This is a genomic window from Azospirillum sp. A23 (assembly GCF_042938965.1).
Lineage (GTDB): Bacteria > Pseudomonadota > Alphaproteobacteria > Azospirillales > Azospirillaceae > Azospirillum > Azospirillum melinis.
In genome coordinates this window covers 1,984,958-2,009,634 of the sequence record NZ_CP170667.1, presented here as the reverse complement: position 1 = coordinate 2,009,634, position 24,677 = coordinate 1,984,958, and the positions used below count along the sequence as shown (strand labels likewise).

Below are 24,677 nucleotides of genomic sequence, written 5' to 3'. Positions count from 1 at the left end.
CCTTCCGGCACGCGCTCAATCATGACGGTCGCCAGGGGATTTTTGCATGTCCGACGCCGCGAAGTACCGCCTTGTCACCCGCTCCGATTTCGATGGGCTCGTCTGCGCCGTCCTGTTGAAGGAGCTGGGCATCCTCGACGAGATCAAGTTCGTCCATCCCAAGGACATGCAGGACGGCAAGATCGAGATCACCGACCGCGACATCACCACCAACCTGCCTTACGTCGACGGCGCCCATCTGGTGTTCGACCATCACCTGTCGGAAACCATGCGCGTCGGCGAGAAGCCCAACCACATCATCGACCCCAAGGCGCCGTCGGCCGCCCGCGTCGTCTATGATTACTATGGCGGGAAGGAGCGTTTTCCCACCATCTCCGACGAGATGATGGAAGCGGTCGATCAGGCCGACTCGGCGCAGTACCAGCGCGAGGACATCCTGAACCCGACCGGCTGGACCCTGCTGAACTTCATCATGGACGCGCGGACCGGCCTGGGCCGCTTCCGCGAGTTCCGGGTGTCGAACTACCAGCTGATGATGGATCTGATCGACTACTGCCGCAGCCATACCATCGAGCAGATCCTGGATTTGCCCGACGTGAAGGAGCGGGTGGAGCTTTACACCCAGCATGCCGAGCTGTTCGTCGACCAGTTGAAGCGCTGCGCCACCGTGCACGGCAACGTCGTCGTGCTCGACCTCCGCAAGGAGGAGACGATCTATGCCGGCAACCGCTTCATGATCTACGCGCTGTTCCCCGACACCAACGTGTCGATCCATGTCCTGTGGGGCCTGAAGCAGCAGAACACCGTGCTGGCCTGCGGCAAGTCGATCCTGGACCGCAGTTCGAAGACGGACATCGGCCCGCTGATGCTCCAATATGGCGGCGGCGGTCATCAGGCGGCCGGCACCTGTCAGGTCGACAACGACCGGGCCGAAGAGGTACTGGTGGCGATCGTCGCCCGCATGCGCGCGGACGGCTGAGCGTCACCGACCGGGTTTCGAGCGATTGAGCGCCTTTCTTTCTTTTCCCGACGACGCCCTGTTTGACGCCGGCTGGCTGTCCGCCCTGTCCGACGAGGTGCCGAGGACGGAGGCGCTCGACCGTGCCCGGCCGGTGGTCGCCGATGCCATCGCGCGCACCGCTGCGGCGGGGGCGGCGGCGCTGGCCGGTATCGAGGAGCTGGTGGCGAGGGCGGCGCTCGACGCCATCCCGGCCCTGCTGGCGGCGGAGACGGTGGAGTTGCCGGATGCCGCCGCGGCGAGCGAGCGCTCGATTCATGAGCTGATGAGCCGCGTGGCCTACAAGCGCCGCGAGCTGATGCCGCTGTTCCCCGGGCTGATCGAGCGGGTGGCCGCCGTCCACGCCGCCGCGATCCATGCCTGCGGCACTGCCCGCTGGCGGCTGATGGCGGCGCGGGCGCGGATGCAGCCCGGCCGGCCGTCCAGCCCGATCCAGGGTGCCGGCACCCGCTATGTGAAGAGCGACCGCTTCGACGCCCGCGCCGCCGAGAGCCTTCCCGGCATCGACCGCACCCGGGCCGACCGCATCCTGAAACGGCTGGGCGAGGCGCCGGTGCCGGACGAGCTGGAGCTTCGTCCGCTGGATGGGGCTGGCGATCTCTGGACCATCAAGGCCGGCGGGATCAGCCGCTTTATCCTGCGGGTCGAGCGCGACCGGCGGGGACCGTTCTACATGGTGGAGGATGTCGGGCCGCAGGCCGCCTGAAGGCTGCCGGCCCAACGGTTTACGAGGACTGCCGCGACCGCATCTGTTCGCGATAGAAGATGTAGACGCCGCTGCCGACGATGATGGCGGTGCCGAGGATCGTCGACAGGCGCAACTCCTCGCCGAACAGCATCAGCGAATAGACCGCCGCCCACACCAGCGTGGTGTAGCCGAAGGGCGCCACGGTGGCGGCCGGGGCGGCGCTGTAGGCGCGGATCAGGCAGAAATGGCTGATGCCGCCCAGCGTCCCCAGCAGGATCATCAGCGCCGCACCCGTCAGGTCGGGCGTCACCCAGTTGAAGGGCAGGGCCAGCGTGCAGGCGACCGTCCCGGCCATGCCAGTGTAGAAGATGGTGGTCGTCGGCGAATCCGCGTCCCGCAGCTTGCGGGTGGCGATCTGGTACAGCGCGTTGCTGAAAGCCGCGGCCAGCGGCAGGGCCAGCGCCCATTGGAAGGTGCCGCCCACCGGCCCGACGATGATCAGGGCGCCGGCCATCCCGACCAGCACGCCGGCCCAGCGCCGCCAGCCGACCTTCTCACCCAGCAAGGGCACCGACAGCGCCGTGATCAGGACCGGCACGGCGGCGGCAATCGCCTGCACCTCGGCGAAGGGGATGCTGCGCAGGGCCAGCACGGCGAACAGCGTGGTCGCCAGCAGCAGGCAGGAGCGGACGAGTTGCAGCGGCAGCCGGTGCGACACCATCAGATGCGGGCTGCGCCACGCGACGACCGTACCCACCAGCAGCATGTGCACGGCGAAACGCGCCCAGGCGACCTCCACCACCGGATAGCTCTTGGTCAAGACCCGGATGGTGGCGTCCTGGGTGACGAACAGCAGCGTCGTCAGCATCATCCAGAAAATGCCGGCCCGGCCCGACCGCCGTTCCGCCAGGGCCCGCTCGGCCAAAGTATGTTCCGCCAAAGTCGCTTCCGCCGGCGCAGCCTCAGCCGCAGCCGGCGCACTCTCTCCCGTACCCATCGCCCCCGCTTTCCCTGCTTCGCCATACTAGTATATGGACGGGACGCGGGCGGTGGCCTGACAAGGACGGGACATTGCCGTGTCCGGGGCGCAGGGCTGCGGCACCTCAGATCCCGGCCACGCCCCACAGCAGCAGTGCCACCAGCCCGACCAGCAGCAGGGAGGCGACGGCGGACAGAGCGAGCGCTCGCCCGATATCGGCAGGGGTAACGCGGGCGCGGCCGTCGCCGATCCAGTTCTCTGTGATGACCACGCCGCCGTCGCGGTGCGGGCCGCCCAGTGCCAGCCCCAGCGCGCCGGCCATCGCGGCGATGGGCCAGCCCATGTTCAGCGACGGGTGCTTGCGCGCGTCGCGGCCGAGAGCGCGCAATGCGCCGCCGGCCTTGGCGGTGCCGATGAAGGGGGCGGCCAGGGCCAGCAGCAGACCGGCCAGACGGGCGGGCAGGGCGTTCAGCGCATCGTCCAGCGTCGCCGCGGTCGATCCGAAGCGGCCATGGCGGACGCCGGGGCTGCCCAGCGCGGCGTCGGCGCCATCCATCGCGGTCCAGACGAACAGGCCCGGCACGCCGAGCAGGGCATAGCCGAAGACCGGCGCCACCAGCTTGCGGTCGAAGGCGCGGGCGGCGGCCTCCACCGCCGCGCGGGCGATGCCATGCTCGTCCAGCCCATAGACATGGCGGCGGGTCAGCGACTGGATCGCCTCCTGCCCGGCGACGACTCCGCCGCTTTCCAGCGCCCGGCGCACCGCCCGAATGCGGGTCCAGGCCGCCCGGCCGCGCAGGCCGCAGAGCAGGGCCAGCAACTCCACCATCCAGCCGCGGCCGATGGAGCCGATCCACTCCACCAGCAACCCGGCAGCGGCGGCGATGAGCACCAGCGCCAGCACCACCAGCGCCCCGCGGAACACCTGCGCCGACTTGCCCCGCTCCGCCCGGTTCAGCCGGGCATCGGCGGCGTTGCAGAAGCGCCGCGCCAGACCCGCCGGGTCGGGCAGGATGCGGTCCAGCCAGTCGCCGAACAGCGCGTCGATCCCCAGCGCCAGCAGCAGGAGCAGCAGCGGGCCGGGACCGCCGAAGGCCGAACCGAACATGGAGTCTCCGGGGCAGAGGATCAGCGGAGGATGGTCAGCGGGCGCCGGCTTGGCGCAGCAACGTACCTACGCGGGGGTTGCGGCTTTCCTGCGCCCAGTTCAGCGCGGTCCGTCCGGTGAAGTCGGAACGGTCGACCTTGGCCCCGGCCTTCAGGAGCCGGTCCACCACGTCGGCCCGGCCGTTGCGGGCGGCGACCATCAGCGGGGTCATGCCTTCGCGGTTCTCCATGTCGACCTTGGCGCCCTTCTTCAGCAGCAGGTCGATCAGTTCCGGATTGCCGCTCTCCGCAGCGGCCAGCAGCGGGGTGACGCCGGCCTTGTCGGCGCGGTTCACGTTGGCGCCGCTGTCCAGCAGCAGGGCGGCGATGGCCGGGCTGGAGCGGTCGACGGCAGCCAGCAGGGCGGTCTTGCCATGGATGTCCGCCTGGTTGGGGTTCTCGCCCCGCAACAGGGCGCCCTTCGTCTTGGTGACGTCGCCGTCATTGACCGCCTGCATCAGACCGGTGTCCTGGAACAGGCTGATCTGGGCGAGGGCCGGAGCGGCTGAGCCGACGGACAGGCCGGCCGCAAGCAGAGGGGCGAACAGGGTGGCGAGCAGGAGCCGCTTCATGGCGGGTATCCTTCCTTGACAGCATGGGTGCCGGATACTAGCCAGAACACCGGTGCTTTTGCCAGATCGGCCTTCATCGTCAGACCCTGCGCCGGCAGATCCGCATCGACAGGTTGAACCCATGGCCCGCAATCCGCTCGCCCGCCACATCGCGCTTTTCCTGCTGGTGAAGGCCGTGCTGATCGGGCTGGGCCTGTGGTGGTTCCTGGGAACCATGCCGGAGCCGCGCGGTACGGTGCCTCCACCGGCCGCCTCGCGGCCTTGATCGAAACCCGCATCGCGGCCCTGATCGAAATCCGCCTCGCGCCCCCGAGTGGAACCTTGCCTCCGCTTTCCGGTTGGATTCGGATTGTTCGGACTTCCTGCCAAACGAAGGGGTGGAGGCATGATCGAGAGCCGCGACCAGAACCCGACCACGATCGATTCCAGTGCCTGGACGGGAGACAGCGGAACCGCCGGCACCGGTGCCGGCAGCACCGATGCGACGGTGCGCGAGGCCGTGGCGGTCTTCGACAGCCGCGATGCCCTGCAAAACGCCATCGACGACCTGACGCTCGCCGGCTTCCAGCGTCATGAGTTGAGCCTGCTGGCCAATGACGAGACGATCCGTGAGCGGCTGGGCGATGTGCCGCGCGACGTCGGCAGCCTCGCCCACGACCCCGACGCGCCGCGGCAGGCCTACATCTCGCCGGAGGATATCGGCAGCGGCCAGGGTGCCGCGGTCGGCTTCCCCGCCTATGTCGGCGCCATCATCGCCACCGGTGCCGTGCTCGCCACCGGCGGCACCGCTCTGGCCGCAGCCGCCGCTGCCGCCGCGGCGGGTGTCGGCAGCGGGGCGGCGGGATCCTTCCTGTCGCAATGGATCACCGACAAGCGCAACGAGCCGATGCTGCAACACCTCGACAAGGGTGGCATCCTGCTGTGGGTCAATGTCGGCGATGCCGCCCGCGAACGCATCGCGCTGGAGGTCCTGGGCCGCCACGCCATCCGGCCGGCCGAGGTTCACGACGTGCGGCAGACCGGATCGATGTGACGACCCGCCGCCGCTTCACCCCCGTCCCGGCTACCCCCGCCGTCCGCGGCGGACCAGCGCGTCGGGGGTGAAGTCCTCCGGCTTCAGCGGGGAGTCGTAGCGCGGTGGGGGCAGGCCGTTCTCCACGCCGCGGGCGGTGTAGCGGTCGGCCGTCAGGTCGAAGGCGAATTCCATCGTCGGGACCAGGGCCGGCGCCTGCCAGTCCGGCAACGGGTGCGCTTCGGCGTAGCGCAGAAGCTCCCCCTTGCCGTTGTAATGCTCCGACGCCAGGATCTGCCAGCTGTCCTCGTCCAGGTAAAAGGTGCGGTCGGGCAGCGAGTGCTTGAAGTTCGGCTTCAGCCGGGCGTCGACCACCCAGACCCGGTGCATCTCATAGCGTAGGAACTGCGGGTTGGGATGGTGCGGCCACAGGATGTCCCGCATCGTCAGGCTGGGGTTGGTCAGCCGGTGGGCGTTGTACGGCATGTACATCTCGCGCCGCGTCACCAGCGTGTAGTCGAAGCGGTCGAGCGCGCCGCTGAACATGTCCAGCATGTCGGCGGTACAGATCCCGCCGGTCACCGGGTCGGGCGTGTCATAGGCGAAGTCGGACGCCTGAACGACGCGCCCGCGCTCCCCCTCCCGAACCCAGGCGCGGGTGCGGGCGGCGATGGGGTCGAGCGTTCCCTGGACGATCAGGCTGCTGCCCGCCTGTTCCTTCGGATCCAGGATCGTGCGGCGGTAGAGCAGGGGCGGGGCGGCGGCATCCCCGGCGGCATAGGGCGAGGCGAAATCCTCGCGCAGCCGGGTCAGCGACCGGGTACCGTCGCCGGACTGCACCACCGTCAGGCTGGTGCGTGACACAGTGCCGCCACGCCAGCGCAGCTTGTGGTTCCACATCGCCTGCACGCCGTTCGCCGGAATCGGGAAGGGCACCCCCACCGTGGCGTCGCGCAGGGCCAGCCCGTTCTCGCCCAGCCTGGCGCGGTCGGCGTTGGCGAGCGAGGCGTCGTAGATGCGCTGCGGTGCCGCGGCGCTGCGGCGGCTGGGAAACAGCGCCAGTTCGAAGCTGTCCGGAAACTTTTCCAGCAGGGCCTGCTGCCCGGCGGTCAGCCGGACCTTGTAGCGCTCCACATCGGCTACGCCGACGGTGAACCAGCGCACGTCCTCGATATACGGATCGGGCGAGGGGCGGTCCGGCACATAGCCGCGCGGCGCCGCGGTCAGCCCGCCGGTCCAGGGCGGGATCGCCCGCGTGCGGTTGCCGGCGCGCACCGCTCCGAAGGGCGTCAGTTCCTCGCCGAGCCGCGGCACGCCGACATCGGCCGGGGCACTCTGAGCCAGAGCGCTTGGGGCCGGAGCGCCTTGGGCCAGCGCACCGCGGGCGGTGGCGGCGACAGAGGCGGCGGCCCCCAGCAGCAGGCCGAGGGCTTGCCGCCGGTCGGGGTGGAAATCCGTCGGGTCGCTCATGCCGTCGACCGCTCCACGAGGGCCAGTTCCCGTTCGATGGCGGTACAGGTTGCGGCGAAGCTGTCGCGCAGCCGGCCGGCCTCCTCCCTGAGCCGTGGGAGCGGTGCGCCTTCAGTGGCCGACTGTTCCAGCACGCGGGCGGCCTCGGCCAGCGGCCTGGCGCCGGCATTGCGGGAGGACCCCTTCAGATTGTGGGCGCAAGCCCGCATCCGGTCGCGGTCACCCATGTCGAGAGCCTTGTCCAGATCGGCGATCACCCCATGGCCGATGGCGATGAAATCGCCCAGCAGTTCCGCCAGCATCTCCGCATCGCCGCCGCACAGCGCGCGCAGGCCGGCGAGTTCGATCCATTCTCCGGGCTGCGCCTCGGGCACCGGTATCGGCAGTGCTTTGGGCAACGCATCTGGCAGCGGCTGTGCCGGCGCCGCATCCAATGCGGCCGGAGCCGGCGGCATCCAGCGTGCGAGCGTCGCCCCCAACTGCGACAGTTCCAGCGGCTTGCTCAGCACGTCGTCCATGCCGGCGGCGCGGTAGCGTTCGATGTCGGCCGGGGCGGCATTGGCGGTGATGGCGACAATCGGGAGGCGGTCAGCCGACGGTTCGTCGCCGCGGATCCGGCGGGTCAACTCGAACCCGTCGATCTCCGGCATCTGGACGTCGGTCAGCAGCAGGGCGAAACGCCGCCGGCCCCGCCGCATGGCGTCGAGCGCCTCCAGCGCCTCGGCTCCGCCGGGCGCCATCTCCGCGGCATAGCCCAGCGCCTGCAACTGCATCAGCAGAACCTTGCGGTTCACCGGGTTGTCTTCGGCCACCAGGATCAGGCGCCCCTGGGCTTCCGCATCCTCTACATTGGGGACGCCGGCGGCGGGGCCTGCCGCGGTCCTGGCGGTGGTGGGCGACGGCAGGGCAGAGGATTGCGGGTGGGGTTGGGGGTGGACCGGCTGGAGATGCAGCCGCCCGGCGGCGACGGCTACTGCGCGCAACAGGACCAGCCGGCGCAGCGGGCGGCTCAGCACCACCGTGCCGGCTTCCGCCCCGCGCGTCGCGGGGTGGGAGGATGGGCCGGGCATCCCACCCGTCTCATGGCAGAGCAGGACCACCGGTGGCCGGGCCTCGCCGCTGCGACGGCCAAGCTCCTCCGGCGCGCAGGCGGCTGCCGGGACATGCAGCGCCTCGTCGATGGTGACGACGCCCACCGCGCAGCTGGCTTCGCGCGCGATGCGGGCCTGGGCCGCCAGTTCGGGCGGGGAGGCGGCGGGCAGCACGCGGGCGCCGGCCTGCTCCAGATAGCGGGCGAGGAAACCGCGCTCCGTGTCGTCGGGCACGCCCAGCAGGACGGTCAGCCCGTCCAGATCGACGGCATCGGGACCGTCTTCCGGCGAAACCGGCGCGGTGGTACTGGCCAGGGGCAGGCGCAGCCAGAAGGTGGAGCCGAGGCCGGGCTCGCTCTCCACCCCGATCTCGCCGCCCATCAGGGCGGCCAGCCGCCGGCTGATCGACAGCCCCAGCCCGGTGCCGCCGAAGCGCCGTGTGGTGGAGCTTTCCGCCTGGGTGAAGGGCTGGAATAGGCGCTGGCGAGTCGCCTCGGCGATGCCGATGCCGGTGTCGCAGACGGCGATGCGCAGCAGCGTTTCCGTGCCTGTCGGGGGCGATTCCAGCTCGGCGCGCAGCACGACGCGGCCGGTCTCAGTGAACTTGATGGCGTTGCCGGCCAGATTGAACAGGATCTGGCGCAGCCGCACCGGATCGCCCAGCAATGCCTGCGGGATCGCCGGGTCGACATAGGTCAGCAGCGCCAGCCCCTTGGCCCCGGCGGCGGGGGCCAGCGTTTCCGCCACCCCCTCCACCAGCGCCGGGACCGACAGCGCCACCCGTTCCAGATCCATCTTCCCGGCTTCGATCTTCGAGAAGTCCAGGATGTCGTCGATGATCCGCAGTAGCGCGTTGGCCGACTCGCGCATGGTGCCGACGGTGTCGCGCTGGTGGTCGTCCAGCTCGGTCCGCTCCAAGAGGCCCAGCATGCCCAGCACCCCGTTCATCGGCGTGCGGATCTCGTGGCTCATGGTGGCGAGGAAGGCGGACTTGGCCTTGGTCGCCTCTTCCGCCTGCTCGCGGCTTTCGCGCAGCTCGCGCGTGCGCTCCGCCACCCGGGTTTCGATGGACTGGATCTGGTCGAAGGCGCGCAGCGCCGCGATCACCGCGGTGAACAGGCTTTCCGCCGACAGGTCGGCCTTCGGCTTGTAGTCGTTGATGTCGTAATCGACGATCACGTCGCGCTGCGGCGCCTGTCCCGGCTGGCCGGTGCGCAGGATGATGCGGACATCGCGGTTGCCCAGCCCGTCCCTGATCCAGCGCACCAGTTTCAGGCCGGAATCGTCCTCCTCCATCACCACGTCGAGCAGAATCACGGCGATGTCGTGCCGGCTTTCCAGCACGGTGCGGGCGTCCGCCGCGGTGAAGCAGCTGACGAGGTCCAGCCGCCGCCGCTGGAAGGCGACATCTGCCAGCAGCAGCCCGGTCATCGAATGGACGTCGGACTCGTCGTCCACCACCAGGATCACCCAGGGCGGGGCCGCCGGGTCGATCGGCTCCGCGCCGGTGGCCGCCTCGCCGGGGTCGGGCGGGGCGCCGTCCGCCTCCTCGTCGGCGAACAGGATTTCGTCGTCGTCGTAGGCGCCGGTGCTCATGCGGGTTCGGTCTCCAGCGGTACAGGCGTCGGCGAAGGCGTGGCGTCGGCAGGACTGCCGGGGGGAATGACGGTCTTCGGAATGCGCAGGGTGAAGGTAGTTCCATCGCCGGGAACGCTGTCAACCGAGATCCGCCCGCCCAGCGACTGGGTGACCAGATTGAACACGATGTGCAGCCCCAGGCCGCTGCCGCCCGACCCACGCCGGGTGGTGAAGAAGGGTTCGAACACCTTGGGCAGGTTTTCCGCGGCGATGCCGACGCCATCGTCGGCGAAACGGATCTCCACCTCGCCCTCGGCCACCTCGTCCACGTCGATGACCATGTGCCCCCTGCTGTCCGCCGGGAAGGCGTGGGTCAGCGCGTTCATCACCAGATTGGTCACCACCTGGCTCAGCGCGCCGGGGAAGCTGTCCATCAGGATGCCGGGCGAGCAGGCGATGGCGACGCGGTGGCGGCTCTTGCGCAGGGTGGGGCCGAGTGAGGTCACCACCTCCTCCAGATAGGCCAGCAGGTCGAAGCGGCGGCGCTCCTCGCTGGTCTGGTCGACGGCGACGCGCTTGAAGCTCTGGATCAGTTCGGCTGCGCGGGTCAGGTTCTGTTCTATCAGCCGGGAGGATTCGCTGGCGGTGGCGACATAGGCGGCAAGCTCCGACTTCTTCATCGTCCCGCGTTCGAACCCCTCGGCCAGCATCCCGGTCCTGCCCGACAGATGGGTGGCGCAGCCGAAGGCGATACCGATGGGGGTGTTGATCTCATGCGCGACGCCAGCGACCAGCAGGGCGAGCGAGGCCATCTTTTCGGCCTGGACCAGATTGGCCTGCGTCTCCTTCAAATCGGCATAGGCGCGTTCCAGCTCCTGCATCGCATTGAAGATTTCCTCGGCCGACTGGGCTTCCACCGTCACGTCGGTCAGGGTGCGGACGAATCCGCCCTCCGGCAGCGGGTTGGTGCGGACCTCGACGATGCGGCCGTCGGGACGGCGGCGCTTGAAGGTGAAGGGCTGGTCGATCATCCCCGCCGGCTCGCCCGGGGGCGGCATCGCGAAGCCGCCATCCGTACCGGCGTCGGAGCCGCGTCCGCTGCCCCCCGCACCGATGCCGTAGCTGAGATAGAGGTCGGGGTCGTCGCCCATCTCGCCGAACTCGCCCTGGCGGCGCTGGAGCGCCACCACGTCGGCGAAGCGCGGGTTGCCGGCCAGCACCTCGGGCGGGATGTTCAGCAGCTCGGCGGCGCGGCGGTTCGCCGTCACCACCCGCCCGTCGCCGTCGACCTTGATGATGCCCTGGTCGGTGTTGTCCAGAGTGACCTGCAGCACGTTGCGTTCATGGGCCAGATCCAGCTCGGCCCGCACCCGTTCGGTGACGTCGGACATGGTTCCGGTCAGGCGGCGGGCGCGGCCGTCGGGATCGCGCTGGGCGGTGGCGCGGTCCTCGATCCAGGCCCACCGGCCGTCGCGCCGGCGCATCCGGTAGACGGCGGTGTAGGCCATGGCGCGGTCGCGCACCCGGCGCCGTGACTCCTGCATCACCCGCTCCGCCTCGTCCGGATGCAGCAGCGAGGACCAGGTCTCCGCTGTCATCCGAAGCTCGCTCGGGCCATAGCCGAGCAGGGCGGGGAATTCCTTCGACCACCAATATTGCCCGCTGTGCAGGTCGTAATCCCAGACGGAGGACCGGGTGGCGGTGATGGCCAGCGCCAGCCGCTGCTCGCTCTTGCGCAGGGCGGCCTCCTCCTGTCCCAGTCGGGCGAGCATGGCGTTGTGGGCCTGGATCACCCGCCCAAGCTCGTCGGCGGCGCGCCAGTCCACCGGCTGGTGCCCGCCGCCCCGTTCCGATTCGAGGATGGAGGCGATCAGCCGCCCCAGCGGCCGGCCCACCGTCAGCCGCAACGCCGCCAGCGCCGCCGCGATGGTGCCGGCCAGCATCAGCAGAAGCAGCACCGCGGTGTTCACCACCTCCTGCCGCAGCTGTTCGCGGACGACGTCGTGGCTGTAATGCAGGGTGATGGTGCCGACCTGGAGGTTCTGGACCCGGACCGGCCGCCGTTCGATGTTGGCGTCGCTGCTCAAGGGACAGCTCGGCCCCGGCCAGGCGAACAGCCCGTCGGCCAGATCGTCGCTCACCTCGACGCAGACAAGCTCCCGGTTGGCGCCGATAGCCTGGATGACGTTGCGGATCGCCTGGACGTCGAAGGTCCACAGATTGTTGGACAGCGCCGCCGCGTTGATGTCGGCGATGGTCGCCACCTTCTCCCGCAACGCCGCCTGCAAATCCTTGTAGCGGTCATAGAAGAACAGGGCCGAGAACAGCGAAACCGCGACCACGAGGCTGGGCACCAGGATCAGCAGGAACTTGGCCGATACGGTCGGTATGCGCCGCCATGCCTCAACGATCCTGGTCATGCCTTGCCGTTCCGGAGGTTCGTCGATAGGGTGACGGTGCCGCACGCGGAGCGCGCACCCTCCCAAGGACGTTCTACCCCGTCGTCTGCCCCCCGTCCATGTGGGTTGAGCCCCAGGAACGGGAAGCGGAGGAAAAGTGTCGCGCCCGGGGAGAGCCGTTGCCCGATTGTGGTATCGGTACTTGAGGCCGGGCGAGTGCTTGCACTACTGTGCATAGGCGGATGGCCTTGGTTTCGCGCGCATTTGCATGGGTGCGGCCAGGGTTGCGGACCGGGTGAGAGGATCTTGAGAGGATCTATGGATTTCAAGACGACCAACACAGTCGATGCGACGGAGGTATGGCTGACGGGCCGCCTTGAGTTCACCGACCATGACCGGCTCAGAGACATCGTCGAACTGGTCGAGCAGTCCCGCGCGCGGCGCTTTGTCATCGACATGTCGAAGCTGGACTTCATCGACTCCGCCGGGCTCGGGATGTTGCTGATCCTCCAGGAGGAGACCGAGAGCCGCAACATCAAGATGATCGTTCGCCATCCCCTGGGTGACGTGAAGCGGTCGATCGAACTGGCGCGGCTGGGCGAGATCATCACCATCGAGTTCTGACCTGCCGATTCCTGACCCGCCGGTCCTTGTCCCAGGGGAGTTTGCCGCATGGACGCCGCTCATCACGACAGCCCGGCCGAACCGGCACTCCGCGGCTTCAGCCTGTTGCGCGACCGGGTGCCCGCCGACATGGCCGCCCGCGTCGCGTCGCGCTTCGCCGGGACGGTGCAGGACCAGCGGGACGATGCCGTGGCAACCGGGCGGGGGCTGCCGGAGCGGGCGGTGGAAACGCTGCTGATGGAGCGGGCCGACCGCGACCATCTGCGCGCCGCCTTCGACCGGAGCCCCTTTCTGACGGTCGAGCTGGGGGAGGGCGCCGACGAGGCGGCGGCCCCGCTCGACGACTGGTCGGGGGCACCGGCGGCGGACGATCCCGAGCTTCCGGGATTCTACCTGTCGCTGACCACCGGCACCGCCTATGGCCTGCAATGCCCGGTGCTGGTCTGCGACGAGCTGGTGCGGCGCGGCGTTCTGGATCCGCAGCGCCGGTCCAATGTGGAGCTTTGCCTGCACGAGGCCGTCGCCAACGCCATCGTCCACGGCAATCTGGGCCTGTCCAGCGCGGTGAAGGGGGAGCCGGGCGGCTATCGCCGGTTCAGCGAGATGATGCGCGACCGGCTGGGCGATCCCGCCGTGACGCGGCGGCGGCTGGACATCTTCTGCCGCTGGAACGGGCGCTGCATCGCCATCGCGGTGGTGGACCAGGGCGGCGGCTTCGACACCGCGCTGGCCCCGGCGACCACCGGCAACAAAGCGCGGTCGGGCCGCGGCTTCGTCTTCATGCGGACGCTGGCATCGCGGGTGACGGTGACCGACGGCGGGCGCTGCACCGTCCTGCAGTTCGACCGCTGACGGAGCGTCCATGGCCGCGCCCGCCCTGTCGCTGTCGGACTGCCGCGTCCTGATCGTCGACGACAACGAATTCAACCGCAAATCGCTCGCCCTGGTGATCCGCCGCGCCGGTATCGCCGAGATCGCCTTCGCCGAGAATGGCCGGGAAGGGCTGGCTGCGGTCGACCGTTTCCGCCCCGACCTCGTCCTGCTGGACGTCGACATGCCGGTGATGAACGGCTGGGAGATGTGCGAGGCGCTGCGCCGCAATGCGACGCACGAGCAGCTTCCCGTGCTGTTCCAGACCGCGCTGGACAGCGACGAGGAGCAGGTGCGCTGTTTCGAGGCCGGCGGCAGCGATTTCATCTCCAAGCCGATCAAGCCCGGCGAATGCGTGGCGCGTGTCCGCCACCAGCTGGAAAAGCGCAAGCTGTTCAACGATCTCGCCGCCTTCCGCGAACGGGTTCAGCGCGAGCTGTCGCACGCCCGCGCCATGCAGACCTCGCTTCTGCCGGAGACCCGCAAGCTTGCCGAGGTGGCGGACCGCTACGGCCTGACGCTGGATGCCCATTTCGAGACCTCGTCGGAGTTGGGCGGCGATTTCTGGGGCCTCTATCCGCTGGGCGACCGCCGGCTGGGGCTGCTGATGATCGACTTCGCCGGGCACGGCATCACCGCGGCGATCAACACCTTCCGCCTGCACACGCTGATCGACCGCTTTCCGATGCAGCATATGGCGCCGTCGCAATGGCTGACCCAGCTGAACGGCGCGCTGAAGGACGTGCTGCCGACGGGGCAGTTCGCCACCGCCTTTTTCGGCATCCTCGACCTTGCCATCGACACGCTGACCTTCGCCGCGGCGGGCTCGCCCAACCCGGTGCTGGGAACGCCGGCCGGCGTGAAGGGAAACGGGCCGGACATCCGTCTGCTCGATTCGGCCGGGCTGGTGCTCGGCGCCTCGCGCCGGGCGCAGTATGTCGACCAGAGCCATCGCCTGCCGCGCGGCGGCTTCCTGTTCCTGTACAGCGATGCCCTGATCGAATGCGGCGGCGACGAGCATGCCCCGCTGGGGCAGGGCGCCGTGCCCGATTTCGTCCGCGACGCGCTGGCCCGCGACCGCCAGCACCCGCTGCGGCCGATGATGGACAGCTTCTATGCCCGCACCAGCCTGCCGCTGCGCGACGACCTGACCGCGGTGTGGGTCGCCCGACGAGCATAGGGGGCGAGCATAGGGGGCGGGCGTAGAGGGCAGGGCGCAGGGAGGAGGTCAGGGCGCGAACTGTTCCTTCAGGATGCGCTCTTCGAAGTTCAGTTCCGGGTCGAACAGCAGGGTCAGGCCGACTTCGCGGCATTCCTGGACCTCGACCCGCAGAACCTCGCGCACCTCGGTGAAGTCGGCGACGGCGCTGACCGGGCGCTTGCCTTCCTCCAGCACGTCGAAGGTGATCTTGGCGGTGTGCGGCAGCAGCGCGCCGCGCCAGCGCCGCGGGCGGAAGGCGCTGATCGGGGTAAGGGCCAGAACGCCGGCATTCAGCGGCACGATGGGGCCGTGGGCCGACAGGTTGTAGGCGGTGCTGCCGGCCGGCGTCGCCACCAGCGCGCCGTCGCAGATCAGCTCCGGCAGCCGGATCACATTGTCGATGGTGATGCGCAGCTTGGCCGCCTGCCGCGTCTCGCGCAGAAGGGAAACCTCGTTGATGCCCAGCGCCTCGACCCGCTCGCCATTCACCCGCGTCGCCACCATGCGCAGCGGATGCAGGCGGACATGCTGGGACGCCACAATCCGTTCGGCCAGATCCTCCTCGCGGTAGGCGTTCAGCAGGAAGCCGACCGATCCGCGGTTCATGCCATAGACCGGAGTCGGCCGTTCCCGGTTGCGGGTCAGCGCCCGGTGCAGGGTTTCCAGCAGGAAGCCGTCGCCGCCCAGCGCCACGATCACGTCGGCTTCGTCCGCCATGGCATTGCCGTAGCGGTGGACCAGCCGGGTGCGGGCGGCCCGCGCCTCGTCCGTGTCGGCGCAGGAAAACGCGATGCGCAGCGCATCGGGTGCCGGCATCAGCGGCGCCTGCGCATCTGCGGACTGGACAAGGCCGGACTGATCGACGGCGGGCGGCGTGGCGGCGGATTCGGTCATGGCGCGACCATACCGCAGTCCGGGCTTCGCGCAAAAGTATCGCGCGGTGACGACCCGATGCAAAAGAGCGCATCCGTCGGCCGCACCCATTGGCCGCACAACGAAAAAGGGGACCGCGGACGGTCCCCTTTTTTTACGATGCGGAACGGGTCGGGGGGGCCGACAGGCCGAACTTACTCGACCATCTCCGACACCATCTCCTCGTCATCGTCGCCGGAGGTGCGCTTCGGCCGGTTGCCTTCGGTGTAGTCGAAGGCCGGCTTGTCGTCCTTGACGGTGACCTTGACCAGACCGCCCTTGCTGAGCTTGCCGAACAGCAGCTCTTCCGCCAGCGGCTTCTTGATGTACTCCTGGATCACGCGGCCGAGCGGGCGGGCGCCGTAGAGCGGGTCGTAACCCTTCTTGCCCAGCCACTCGCGCGCCTCTTCGTTCAGCTCGATGGACACGCCGCGGTCTTCCAGCTGCGCTTCCATCTGCATGATGAACTTGTCAACGACGCGGTTGATGACCTCCTGCGTCAGCGGCGCGAACGGGATGATCGCGTCGAGACGGTTGCGGAACTCCGGCGTGAACATCTTCTCGACCGCTTCGATGTCCTCGCCGACCCGGCGGTCACGCTCGAAGCCGATCGCGGGCTTGGCCATGTCGGCGGCCCCGGCGTTCGAGGTCATGATCAGGATGACGTTGCGGAAATCGACGATCTTGCCGTTGTGATCGGTCAGCTTGCCGTGGTCCATGATCTGCAACAGGATGTTGAACAGATCCGGGTGGGCCTTCTCGATCTCGTCCAGCAGCAGGACGCAGTGCGGGTGCTGGTCGATGGCGTCGGTCAGCATGCCGCCCTGGTCGAAGCCGACATAGCCCGGAGGGGCGCCGATCAGGCGCGACACCGTGTGCCGCTCCATGTACTCGGACATGTCGAAACGGGTCAGCTCGATGCCCAGCGTCATGGCGAGCTGGCGGGCCACCTCGGTCTTGCCGACACCGGTCGGGCCGGTGAACAGGTAGTTGCCGATGGGCTTCTCCGGCTCGCGCAGGCCGGCACGGGCCAGCTTGATCGCGGAGACCAGCGCGTCGATCGCCTTGTTCTGGCCGAAGACCATGGTCTTCAGGTCGCGCTCCAGGTTCAGCAGCGTTTCCTTGTCATCGCGGCTGACCGACTTCGGCGGGATGCGGGCGATCTTGGCGACCACCGCCTCCACGTCCTTCACGCCGATCTTCTTGCGGCGCTTGTTCTCCGGCAGCAGCATCTGCGCCGCACCGACCTCGTCGATGATGTCGATGGCTTTGTCGGGCAGCTTGCGGTCGCCGATATACTTGGCCGACAGCTCCACCGCGACGCGGATGGCGTCGTTGGTGTAGGTGACCTTGTGGTGCTTTTCGTAGTAGGGCTTCAGCCCCTGGAGGATCTTGATCGCATCCTCGACCGACGGCTCGTTGACGTCGATCTTCTGGAAGCGGCGGACCAGCGCCCGGTCCTTCTCGAAGTAGCTGCGGTATTCCTTATAGGTGGTCGAACCGATGCAGCGCAGCGAGCCGGAGGCCAGCGCCGGCTTCAGCAGGTTCGAGGCATCCATCGCACCGCCCGAGGTGGCGCCGGCACCGATCACCGTGTGGATCTCGTCGATGAAGAGGATCGCCCCTTCCGTCGCCTCGAGTTCGGACACGACGGCCTTCAGCCGCTCCTCGAAGTCGCCGCGGTAGCGCGTGCCGGCCAGCAGCGAGCCCATGTCGAGCGCGAAGATGGTGGCGTTGCGCAGCACCTCGGGCACTTCCTGCTGCACGATGCGGCGGGCGAGGCCCTCTGCGATGGCGGTCTTGCCGACACCGGGGTCGCCGACGTAGAGCGGGTTGTTCTTCGACCGCCGGCACAGGATCTGGATGGTCCGTTCGACCTCCTGCTCCCGGCCGATCAGCGGATCGATCTTCCCGCCGGACGCCTTCTTGTTCAGGTTGACACAATACGCCTCTAGCGCTTCGCTGCCTTTTTTCACGACCTTCTCCGCCGCCGCCTCGTCGTCAGCGCCCGAGACACGCTTTGTTTCCGAGCGGCCCGGAGCCTTCGCGATTCCGTGAGAGATGTAGTTGACCGCATCGAACCTGGTCATTTCCTGCTCCTGCAGGAAGTAAACCGCGTGGCTCTCGCGTTCAGAGAACAAGGCAACGAGCACATTTGCTCCCGTCACCTCCTCACGTCCCGACGACTGGACGTGGATGGCCGCACGCTGCAGAACCCGCTGGAAACCAGCCGTCGGCTTGGCATCATCGGGCCTGTTCGTGATAAGGTTCGCCAGTTCATTGTCGAGGTAATCCGACAGTTCCGCGCGCAGTCGGTCGAGATCGATCCCGCAAGCGCGCAAGACGGCGGTAGCATCGGAGTCTTCGGTCAACGCGAGAAGCAGATGTTCGAGCGTCGCGTATTCATGCCTGCGCTCGTTCGCGTGGGCCAGGGCTCGGTGCAGCGTCTGTTCCAGGTTACGCGACAGCATGTGTGGGTCTAATCCTTTTCTAACGTGCATTGCAGCGGGTGCTGGTTCTGGCGCGCAAAGTCCATCACCTGCGTGACTTTCGTCTCCGCCACCTCGTAGGTGAACACGCCGCACAACCCCACACCCCGCCGGTGCACATGCAGCATGATCTGTGTCGCTTCCTCCCGCGATTTGCTGAAGAAGCGTTCGAGAACGAGAACGACGAACTCCATGGGAGTGTAATCGTCGTTCAGCATCAACACCTTGTACATCGACGGCTTCTTGGTCTTCGGCTTGGCCTTGACGACCACGCCGCTGTTAGTGCCGTCGTTGCCCTGCTTGTCAGAGTCGGCCATGGTCCCAGTCGAATGTCATCGCGATGCACTTCACTGGGAATGATATGGTCATTTCGGGCGCGGTGGGAAGGGGCCGTTTTCAGCTGACCTCCATTTGGCAGACCCTCCTTTGGACCGCAGGCCCTTCCGCTACTCCGTAATAGGAGACACCGCTTCGGAAATGGCCGCAATCGGCGGAAAACCCTACCCCGTTTCAGAGCGTTTCCGACGGCTGGATGAGAGGCAGCGGCCGGAAACGCAAAACGGCCCGGCATCCCAAGGCGGGATGCCGGGCCGCTGCGATGCGGTCCTTCAGGTGGGCATTGTCTGCCCACCGGTCAAGAAAACCGGAGAGTCTGAGCGGTCAGGCGGCGACCGGCTTCTTCGACAGAACCTCGACCGTGGCGTTGACGCGGGCGTTCAGCGGGGCCAGCGCCTCGTTGGCGACCTTGACGGTCAGTTCCTGCAGCTTGGTGCTCTCCGACACGAATGCGTCGAGGCTGGCCTTGGTGTAGGCCTTCTGCAGCTCGACCAGTTCCTGGATCGTCTTCACCGCCAGCAGGGCCTTGGCGTTCGACACGCTCTTTTCCAGCGAGGACTGGGTGAAGGCGGCGACCTGCTTGCCGGCCTCTTCCGCGCCCTTGGCGACCACGGTGCCGGACTTCACGAGCGCATCGACATTCTCCTTGGTGAGAACGGTCAGCTCGTCATAGCTCTTCAGCACCTTGGCGGAGGCCTTTTCGATCTGCTCCTGCTGGGCCTTCACCAGGCCTTCCAGGTTCTGCTTGGCAGTGACGATGGCGTCTTCGACGGACTTGGTGACGGCGGCGATCTGGTCGGACATGGCTATGCTCCTCGCGCTCTCTATAAGGGGTCAACCGCGCGGCCCCGGCGATGCGGCGGCCGATTGCGGAGTGGGTTGAAACCCTCGGGCCCCGGCAGAGCGGGCGCCCGAGATATGCTGCACTGCAACATAAGCTGAAGATAAGGAAAGCGGCGCGGGGAGTCAATCCGCATTGTGCGCTGCACAAAAAACTTTCGCGCGAAAATCCGGCAGGCGCATCGGCGGCCCGAACGCAAGACGGCCCGGCAACCGCGTGGAGGTTGCCGGGCCGTTTGCGATGCCGGGGTCCATGGCAGAACCCCGGCCGTCACATGCCATCCGATGGGGCCGCTCAGGCGGCGATCGGCTTGGCGATCGGCTTGGAGAAGGTCTCGACCGTGGCGGTGACGCGGGCGTTCAGCGGGGCCAGCGCCTCGTTGGTGACCTTGGTCGAGAGCTCCTGCAGACGGGTGGTCTCGGCCAGCAGCGAGTCGAAGCTGGACTTCAGGAAATCGTTCTGCAACTCCACCACTTCCTGGATGGTCCGGGCGGTCAGCAGGGCCCGGCCGGTGGTGATGGACTTGTCCAGAGCCGACTGGCCGTAGGCGACGACTTCGCGGCCCAGATCCTCGGCGCCCTTGGCGGCGATGGTGCTGCTGGCGATCAGCGCCTCGACATTGGCCTTGCCGGTGGCCTGCAGGTCCTCGTAGCTCTTCAGCAGCTGGGCGGCAGTCTTCTCGAACTGCTCCTTGGCGGCGGTCGCGGTCTGCTCGAACTGCTTGACCGTCTGCTCCTGGCCGGCCTTCACCAAGCCCTCATACTGCTCCTTGGCCTGGGCGGCGACGTTTTCGAGCGACTTCGGCGTGAACTGGTTCATGGCGCGCGTTCCTTCCTGGCTGATGCCGGCGTTTGGTTGGGAGACCCGTCCGCCGCAAAGCGTGGCGAGGAGCCTGCCGGCAGCGGTGTGCGTTGCGTTTTTACGTTGTGCAGCCGTCAACCGCTCGATTCCCCAAGCCGCAAAACGGCGCAGGAAATGCTGCACTGCAATATAAGAGTTTTATGGGCTAAGCACAGCGCGGTGTCAACAGTCCGTTTGGCGGGTATCCGGCTTACTCCCTTGCGCCGCACCATAGCTCTATGGCGTGAAGCTCCGATGACAGCCGCGTCGCTTCCGTTGCCGGCCGGCGCCCTCTTCGCGGAACCGTCGGCAAGTCCTTGAAAGCGGCCCTGATGGCGGATGTCCTTAACGAAGGTTTTACCGGCGCTGGGACAAGTGTAGCTTGGCCGCGGGCGGGATTCGCCTCGGCCATAGGTCAGGTGCGGCGCTTGGACGCGGCGTGCCCGACCATCCGCTCTTCAGGCCGCATCTTCGGGACCATTTCGATCATGACCTATTGCCTTGGCATCAAGACCCGCGACGGCCTGATCGGTCTGTCGGACGGCCGGATCACCAGTGGATCGCAGCTCTCGTCGGCCCGCAAGGTGACGATGATGGGCAGCGGCGGCGACCGCTTCTTCATCATGAATTCCGGCCTGCGCAGCGTGCGCGACAAGACGCTGGCCTATCTGCGCCGCGACATGCAGAAGCGCCGGGGCGAGTCCTATTCGACGATGCTGGACGCGGTTTCGGCCTTCACCGCCTGCCTGCGGCAAGTCGCCGCGGAGGACAGGGAGTCGCTGGAGGCGTCGAAGCTGCACTTCAACCTGCACGCCATCATCGGCGGCCAACTGGCCGAAGACCGCGAACCCTACATGTTCCTGGTCTATCCGGAGGGCAACTGGATCGAGGTGGACGAGCGCACGCCCTATCTGTCGATCGGCGCCACCGCCTACGGCAAGCCGATCCTGGACCGCGCGCTGACCTACGGCACCGACATGCAGACGGCGCTGAAGCTGGCCTACTTGTCCTTCGACAGCACGCGCTTCTCCAGCAACGATGTCGGCTTCCCCATCGACATGGTGTCCTACCACGCCGAATCGCGCAGCTGGCGCCAGTCGAACTACGACTATGACGACCTCGCCGAACAGCGCCAGTGGTGGAACCGCAACCTGACCGAACTGGCCCGGCGCATGCCGGACGGCCCCTGGGTCGAGACGCTGGTCCCGGAAGACATGCGTCCGCGCCAGCCGGCCGAAGAGACAGTCTGAGCCCCGGCGGTCACCCGTGACCGCCACCGTCGGTCTGGCTCATTTCTCCGGAAGGGCGCTGAGCAGCAGCGCCCCGAAGGGGACGGTCGGGCCGACCAATCCGTAGTGGCCCAGCCCGTCGCGCCCGATCTGCACCTCGAAGAACACGCCGCCGTCAGCCAGCTGGCCGGAGGAGGGCAGGGTGCGCGGAGCCTCGTCGGGAGCCGGCAGGCCGGGATAGGCGATGCCGGTCGGGTCGATGCTGCGCAGCAGCTCCGGGAACCGGGCGTCGGTGAAGCGGCTGGACGGGTAGGGGTAGGCGGTGAAGAACCACTGCCCGGCCCGGCAGCCGTTGATCAGCCAGTAAAAGCCGTTGGACGGCAACCGCAACCCCTGGGGCGGCGGGTCGAAGACCCCGTCCTCGCGCAGGCGGCCGACGAAGCTGTCGAACTGCGCGGCGCTCAGTTGCAGGGTCGCCGTGTTGCCGCGTGCGGCGGAGAACGGATCGGCCAGCGTCAGGCGGGTGAGGTCGGTCGCCTCGATCACGTGGGCTTCGACCGCCGCGCCGCCGCGGTCCGGGTCGCCGACGATGTCGTAGGTGCGGACATGCCGGTTGTAGTCGGCGTTGAAGATCAGCCGGTAGCGGTCGGCACTGTCCTTGCCGCAGCGGGACCTCAGGTCGTCGCCGTTGAGATAGCTGAACCATGTCAGCTTGCGCGCCACCGGGTTGTCGGTCGGCCCGACGGAGCTGCAACCGGCGAGCGTGAGCAGCGCGGCCGCCAGGGCGGCAACCCCCGCCATCCTGGCGGTTGCGCGGACCATGGCCCGACGGTCACCCCCGCGGGAAAAAAAGGCGACCGGAACGGTTCTTTGATGACCACGGCTCATTGTCGCTTGCCTCGCGTCGGCGGCCCCTGGTAGGTGGAGAACGAAGGACGTGGCGGCAAGACCCGATCTCCGGACTCCGGTGGGCTTTGGCCTGTCGGAGGGCGCTGGTAATCCGTTTGCCCCTTCCGTTCGCGCCGTGCCGAAACCCTTCCGCCGTGCCGTCCCCGCCGTTCCTTCCCTCTACATGCAGGACCCGCGATTTTGGCCACAGAAACTGCGAAAAGCCAAAGCAGTAAATTAACGAATTCATGCTAGACACTGATTTCGCACGAATTTACCATTGAACCAAGCACCAAGATCTAGCGGTTGGCGGGGCCATCATGAGTGTAACGCGCAACACCGTTCGTAACGGATTGTTTCCGTTCGCCTTTCGCGCGGCGGATACGGCCGGCGGGCGGAGTTCGGCGGGTATGGGGCGCCATCTGCTCGCGGCGGCCGCGCTGCTGGGCATGGTTGCCGCCGGGTCCGGCCTGTCCGCGGCCGAGGCGCTGGCGGCCAAGGCCGCCGCCATCGTGGTCGATGCCCGCACTGGGCAGGTGCTGATCGACCAGGATGCCGACGCGATCACCCATCCAGCGTCGCTGACCAAGATGATGACGCTCTATTTGACCTTCGACGCGCTGGAGGACGGTCGCCTGACCCTCGACCAGCAGTTGCCGGTCTCGTCCTGGGCGGAGAGCATGACGCCGACCAAGCTCGGCCTGCGCGCCGGCCAGACTCTGAAGGTGGAGACGGCGATCCTCGGCCTCGTCACCAAGTCGGCCAACGACGCCGCCGTGGTGCTGGCGGAGGCGCTGGGCGGCACCGAGTCGCGCTTCGCCGAGATGATGACGCGCAAGGCCCGCGAACTGGGCATGCGCCACACCGTCTACCGCAACGCCTCCGGCCTGCCGAACATGGAGCAGGTGACGACCGCCCGCGACTATTCCTTCCTGTCGCGCGCGCTGATGCGCGACCACGCGAAATATTACCCCTATTTCAGCCGCCGCAACTTCGTCTATGGCGGCCGCACCCTGGCCAACCACAACCACCTGATGTCCCGCTACGAGGGTATGGACGGCATCAAGACCGGCTACACCGTGGCGTCCGGCTTCAACCTCGCCGCCTCGGCGGTGCGGGACGGGCGGCGTCTGGTCGGCGTCGTGCTGGGCGGCAAGTCTGCGGTGTCGCGCGACAACAGGATGGCGGCGCTGCTCGATCAGGCCTTCGGCCGGCCCAACCGGGGCCGTGACGATGCGCCGGTGATGGCGAGCCTCGACACCACCCGGTCCGACGCCATCGACGGTGAAGGGGACGATGACGACGAGGAGGTCGAGGTCAAGGCCAAGCCGGTCCGCGCCTCGCTACAGACCGCGGCAGTTCCGGCGGCGATCCCCGCCGCGCCGGCCCGCGAAGAGAAGTCCACCCGTGGCGGCAGCCCCTCGCATTGGGGCGTCCAGGTCGGCGCCTTCTCCAGCAAGGCGGCGGGCAACAAGGCGGTGTCGCAGGCCGTCAAGCAGGCCCCTTTCCTGCTGCGCACAGCCAAGGCCAGCGTGGTCGAGGCCAAGACCGGCAAGGACACCGTCTACCGTGCCCGCCTGACCGGACTGGACGAGAAGGATGCTCGCAAGGCCTGCGCCGTCCTGACCAAGCACGGTCATCACTGCGTCGCCGTTTCGCCCGGCGAGCGGGGCTGAAATACAGGCTGACTGCCGGCGGCCGGGGTAAGTTATCCCCGTGCCGCGGCGGCGCAGCGTTCCAGGAATTCAAGCGCCGGCGTCAGCATGCCGGCCAATTCACCGGCTTGGCCGCCCGTATCGGCGCCTTTTTCCTCCAGTTCCTTCTCCAGAGCGCGCGCGGCCCGGCGCAGGGCGACGCAGCCATATTGCCCGGACACGCCGGCGATCTTGTGAGCCATCGCCCCGGCGATCATCCGGTCCCCGTTTTTCAGCGCCTCGTCCAGCGTCTGTCCATGCTGGCGCAGCACCGCCACCGTCTTGTCGATCAGTTCGGCGACGCGGGCGGCGGGCAGCATCTCCTGCATCGTCCCGATGGCGCGCTCGTCGAACGCCGGTTCAGAAGCCGGGTCGGCTGCCGGCTTACTGGCCTGCGCTCCCCGGCTCAGTGCCGCCAGCAGGGCGTCGAGCCGCAGCGGCTTGATCAGCGTGCCATCGGCGCCGCAGTTGTCACAGCGGTCCTGGCCTTCGCCGGTGGCGCTGGCGGTCAGCATCAGGATGCGGGGTGTGCCGCCGCCGGGCTGGTGCCGGATGGCGCGGACCGCCTCGTCGCCCGGCAGGCCGGGCATGCCGAGATCCATCAGAATCAGGTCGAAGGTGCCGGCCGCAGCGGCGGCGACGGCGGCCGGTCCATCTTCCACCGCCACCACCCGATGGCCGGCGCGCTCCAGCAGGACGCGGGCGGCAAGGCGGGTGACCGTCTCGTCCTCCGCCAGCAGGATGTGCAAGGGGTGTGCTGCGCCCATCTGGTCCGCCGGCATGCCGGTCCGCTCTTCCCG

22 protein-coding genes are annotated in these 24,677 nt (G+C 68.1%); 9 read left to right on the top strand and 13 right to left on the bottom strand.

The features are described from left to right. The first annotated feature begins 46 nt into the window (after positions 1-46). On the top strand, positions 47-979 hold the full coding sequence (locus tag ABNQ40_RS26815) for an exopolyphosphatase (protein WP_109051273.1): 933 nt from the start codon (positions 47-49) through the stop codon (positions 977-979). Positions 980-1,004: 25 nt separating this feature from the next. Next, a complete protein-coding gene (locus ABNQ40_RS26810; RefSeq protein ID WP_109051272.1) occupies positions 1,005-1,724 on the top strand; it encodes a hypothetical protein in 720 nt (239 codons plus the stop codon). A gap of 19 nt (positions 1,725-1,743) precedes the next feature. Here the strand turns inward: ABNQ40_RS26810 and ABNQ40_RS26805 are convergent, their stop codons facing one another. The 3 genes from ABNQ40_RS26805 to ABNQ40_RS26795 all read right to left on the bottom strand — a co-directional run bounded on the left by ABNQ40_RS26805 (position 1,744) and on the right by ABNQ40_RS26795 (position 4,403). After that, positions 1,744-2,631: a DMT family transporter gene (locus ABNQ40_RS26805; RefSeq protein ID WP_247879965.1), complete on the bottom strand. Its 888-nt coding sequence runs from the start codon at positions 2,629-2,631 to the stop codon at positions 1,744-1,746. 178 nt (positions 2,632-2,809) lie between these two features. Then, positions 2,810-3,793, bottom strand: a complete 984-nt coding sequence (locus tag ABNQ40_RS26800; RefSeq protein ID WP_109051270.1) for a cobalamin biosynthesis protein — start codon at positions 3,791-3,793, stop codon at positions 2,810-2,812. A gap of 34 nt (positions 3,794-3,827) precedes the next feature. Beyond that, complete coding sequence (locus tag ABNQ40_RS26795; protein WP_109051269.1) at positions 3,828-4,403, bottom strand: ankyrin repeat domain-containing protein; 576 nt, start codon at positions 4,401-4,403, stop codon at positions 3,828-3,830. Positions 4,404-4,524: 121 nt separating this feature from the next. Between ABNQ40_RS26795 and ABNQ40_RS26790 the strand changes: the two genes are divergently transcribed. Together ABNQ40_RS26790 and ABNQ40_RS26785 are read left to right on the top strand one after the other, a co-directional pair. Then, positions 4,525-4,668, top strand: coding sequence for a hypothetical protein (locus ABNQ40_RS26790; RefSeq protein ID WP_199235401.1), 144 nt, complete (start codon positions 4,525-4,527; stop codon positions 4,666-4,668). Between the two features lie 120 nt (positions 4,669-4,788). After that, on the top strand, positions 4,789-5,436 hold the full coding sequence (locus tag ABNQ40_RS26785; RefSeq protein WP_109051268.1) for a hypothetical protein: 648 nt from the start codon (positions 4,789-4,791) through the stop codon (positions 5,434-5,436). A 30-nt stretch (positions 5,437-5,466) separates the two neighbouring features. Here ABNQ40_RS26785 and ABNQ40_RS26780 read toward each other — a convergent pair whose 3' ends face one another. From ABNQ40_RS26780 to ABNQ40_RS26770, 3 genes are read right to left on the bottom strand one after another with little or no spacing between them, the layout of a single operon-like run. Continuing rightward, the gene (locus ABNQ40_RS26780) at positions 5,467-6,885 is read right to left on the bottom strand and encodes a DUF1329 domain-containing protein (RefSeq protein ID WP_109051267.1); all 1,419 of its coding nucleotides are present in this window, start codon (positions 6,883-6,885) and stop codon (positions 5,467-5,469) included. Beyond that, complete coding sequence (locus tag ABNQ40_RS26775; protein WP_109051266.1) at positions 6,882-9,572, bottom strand: ATP-binding protein; 2,691 nt, start codon at positions 9,570-9,572, stop codon at positions 6,882-6,884. Before ABNQ40_RS26775 ends, ABNQ40_RS26780 begins: the two co-directional genes overlap by 4 nt. Then, positions 9,569-11,974, bottom strand: coding sequence for an ATP-binding protein (locus ABNQ40_RS26770; protein WP_109051265.1), 2,406 nt, complete (start codon positions 11,972-11,974; stop codon positions 9,569-9,571). The genes ABNQ40_RS26775 and ABNQ40_RS26770 overlap by 4 nt, the downstream gene beginning before the upstream one ends. A 297-nt stretch (positions 11,975-12,271) precedes the next feature. Between ABNQ40_RS26770 and ABNQ40_RS26765 the strand changes: the two genes are divergently transcribed. From ABNQ40_RS26765 to ABNQ40_RS26755, 3 genes are read left to right on the top strand one after another with little or no spacing between them, the layout of a single operon-like run. Next, the gene (locus ABNQ40_RS26765) at positions 12,272-12,577 is read left to right on the top strand and encodes an STAS domain-containing protein (protein WP_109051264.1); all 306 of its coding nucleotides are present in this window, start codon (positions 12,272-12,274) and stop codon (positions 12,575-12,577) included. A 48-nt stretch (positions 12,578-12,625) separates the two neighbouring features. Continuing rightward, positions 12,626-13,429, top strand: coding sequence for an ATP-binding protein (locus tag ABNQ40_RS26760; protein ID WP_109051263.1), 804 nt, complete (start codon positions 12,626-12,628; stop codon positions 13,427-13,429). 10 nt (positions 13,430-13,439) lie between these two features. Beyond that, complete coding sequence (locus ABNQ40_RS26755) at positions 13,440-14,627, top strand: PP2C family protein-serine/threonine phosphatase (RefSeq protein ID WP_109051262.1); 1,188 nt, start codon at positions 13,440-13,442, stop codon at positions 14,625-14,627. 48 nt (positions 14,628-14,675) lie between these two features. Here the strand turns inward: ABNQ40_RS26755 and ABNQ40_RS26750 are convergent, their stop codons facing one another. From ABNQ40_RS26750 to ABNQ40_RS26730, 5 genes are all read right to left on the bottom strand, one after another. After that, positions 14,676-15,542, bottom strand: coding sequence for an NAD kinase (locus ABNQ40_RS26750; RefSeq protein WP_391347877.1), 867 nt, complete (start codon positions 15,540-15,542; stop codon positions 14,676-14,678). A 173-nt stretch (positions 15,543-15,715) separates the two neighbouring features. Beyond that, positions 15,716-18,031 (bottom strand): ATP-dependent Clp protease ATP-binding subunit ClpA, encoded by a 2,316-nt coding sequence (gene clpA, locus ABNQ40_RS26745; RefSeq protein WP_109051261.1) that lies wholly within the window; start codon positions 18,029-18,031, stop codon positions 15,716-15,718. Positions 18,032-18,039: 8 nt separating this feature from the next. Beyond that, on the bottom strand, positions 18,040-18,366 hold the full coding sequence (clpS, locus tag ABNQ40_RS26740; protein ID WP_014246998.1) for an ATP-dependent Clp protease adapter ClpS: 327 nt from the start codon (positions 18,364-18,366) through the stop codon (positions 18,040-18,042). 343 nt (positions 18,367-18,709) lie between these two features. Next, on the bottom strand, positions 18,710-19,189 hold the full coding sequence (locus ABNQ40_RS26735; RefSeq protein WP_109051260.1) for a phasin family protein: 480 nt from the start codon (positions 19,187-19,189) through the stop codon (positions 18,710-18,712). A 331-nt stretch (positions 19,190-19,520) separates the two neighbouring features. Beyond that, positions 19,521-20,045 (bottom strand): phasin family protein, encoded by a 525-nt coding sequence (locus ABNQ40_RS26730; protein WP_109051259.1) that lies wholly within the window; start codon positions 20,043-20,045, stop codon positions 19,521-19,523. A 509-nt stretch (positions 20,046-20,554) separates the two neighbouring features. Between ABNQ40_RS26730 and ABNQ40_RS26725 the strand changes: the two genes are divergently transcribed. Beyond that, positions 20,555-21,316: a peptidase gene (locus ABNQ40_RS26725; RefSeq protein ID WP_109051258.1), complete on the top strand. Its 762-nt coding sequence runs from the start codon at positions 20,555-20,557 to the stop codon at positions 21,314-21,316. Positions 21,317-21,355: 39 nt separating this feature from the next. On the opposite strand, the gene ABNQ40_RS26720 is transcribed toward ABNQ40_RS26725, so the two are convergent. Further along, positions 21,356-22,117, bottom strand: a complete 762-nt coding sequence (locus ABNQ40_RS26720) for a hypothetical protein (protein ID WP_247879964.1) — start codon at positions 22,115-22,117, stop codon at positions 21,356-21,358. A gap of 476 nt (positions 22,118-22,593) precedes the next feature. Here ABNQ40_RS26720 and ABNQ40_RS26715 point away from each other — a divergent pair, with 476 nt between their 5' ends. Then, the gene (locus ABNQ40_RS26715) at positions 22,594-23,859 is read left to right on the top strand and encodes a D-alanyl-D-alanine carboxypeptidase (protein WP_109051257.1); all 1,266 of its coding nucleotides are present in this window, start codon (positions 22,594-22,596) and stop codon (positions 23,857-23,859) included. Positions 23,860-23,891: 32 nt separating this feature from the next. On the opposite strand, the gene ABNQ40_RS26710 is transcribed toward ABNQ40_RS26715, so the two are convergent. Next, entirely contained in the window at positions 23,892-24,659 is a 768-nt protein-coding gene (locus ABNQ40_RS26710) for a response regulator (RefSeq protein WP_199235400.1), read from the bottom strand. Positions 24,660-24,677 lie beyond the last annotated feature (18 nt).

Excerpts from the sequence above, each read along its gene's own strand:
- ABNQ40_RS26785 (WP_109051268.1), top strand. The coding sequence starts at position 4,789 with ATGATCGAGAGCCGCGACCAGAACCCGACCACGATCGATTCCAGTGCC.
- ABNQ40_RS26790 (WP_199235401.1), top strand. The coding sequence starts at position 4,525 with ATGGCCCGCAATCCGCTCGCCCGCCACATCGCGCTTTTCCTGCTGGTG.
- ABNQ40_RS26710 (WP_199235400.1), bottom strand. The coding sequence starts at position 24,659 with ATGCCGGCGGACCAGATGGGCGCAGCACACCCCTTGCACATCCTGCTG.
- ABNQ40_RS26730 (WP_109051259.1), bottom strand. The coding sequence starts at position 20,045 with ATGAACCAGTTCACGCCGAAGTCGCTCGAAAACGTCGCCGCCCAGGCC.
- ABNQ40_RS26760 (WP_109051263.1), top strand. The coding sequence starts at position 12,626 with ATGGACGCCGCTCATCACGACAGCCCGGCCGAACCGGCACTCCGCGGC.
- ABNQ40_RS26720 (WP_247879964.1), bottom strand. The coding sequence starts at position 22,117 with ATGGTCCGCGCAACCGCCAGGATGGCGGGGGTTGCCGCCCTGGCGGCC.
- ABNQ40_RS26750 (WP_391347877.1), bottom strand. The coding sequence starts at position 15,542 with ATGACCGAATCCGCCGCCACGCCGCCCGCCGTCGATCAGTCCGGCCTT.
- ABNQ40_RS26725 (WP_109051258.1), top strand. The coding sequence starts at position 20,555 with ATGACCTATTGCCTTGGCATCAAGACCCGCGACGGCCTGATCGGTCTG.
- ABNQ40_RS26780 (WP_109051267.1), bottom strand. The coding sequence starts at position 6,885 with ATGAGCGACCCGACGGATTTCCACCCCGACCGGCGGCAAGCCCTCGGC.
- ABNQ40_RS26755 (WP_109051262.1), top strand. The coding sequence starts at position 13,440 with ATGGCCGCGCCCGCCCTGTCGCTGTCGGACTGCCGCGTCCTGATCGTC.
- ABNQ40_RS26735 (WP_109051260.1), bottom strand. The coding sequence starts at position 19,189 with ATGTCCGACCAGATCGCCGCCGTCACCAAGTCCGTCGAAGACGCCATC.
- clpA (WP_109051261.1), bottom strand. The coding sequence starts at position 18,031 with ATGCTGTCGCGTAACCTGGAACAGACGCTGCACCGAGCCCTGGCCCAC.
- ABNQ40_RS26765 (WP_109051264.1), top strand. The coding sequence starts at position 12,272 with ATGGATTTCAAGACGACCAACACAGTCGATGCGACGGAGGTATGGCTG.
- ABNQ40_RS26800 (WP_109051270.1), bottom strand. The coding sequence starts at position 3,793 with ATGTTCGGTTCGGCCTTCGGCGGTCCCGGCCCGCTGCTGCTCCTGCTG.
- clpS (WP_014246998.1), bottom strand. The coding sequence starts at position 18,366 with ATGGCCGACTCTGACAAGCAGGGCAACGACGGCACTAACAGCGGCGTG.
- ABNQ40_RS26775 (WP_109051266.1), bottom strand. The coding sequence starts at position 9,572 with ATGAGCACCGGCGCCTACGACGACGACGAAATCCTGTTCGCCGACGAG.
- ABNQ40_RS26715 (WP_109051257.1), top strand. The coding sequence starts at position 22,594 with ATGGGGCGCCATCTGCTCGCGGCGGCCGCGCTGCTGGGCATGGTTGCC.
- ABNQ40_RS26795 (WP_109051269.1), bottom strand. The coding sequence starts at position 4,403 with ATGAAGCGGCTCCTGCTCGCCACCCTGTTCGCCCCTCTGCTTGCGGCC.
- ABNQ40_RS26770 (WP_109051265.1), bottom strand. The coding sequence starts at position 11,974 with ATGACCAGGATCGTTGAGGCATGGCGGCGCATACCGACCGTATCGGCC.
- ABNQ40_RS26815 (WP_109051273.1), top strand. The coding sequence starts at position 47 with ATGTCCGACGCCGCGAAGTACCGCCTTGTCACCCGCTCCGATTTCGAT.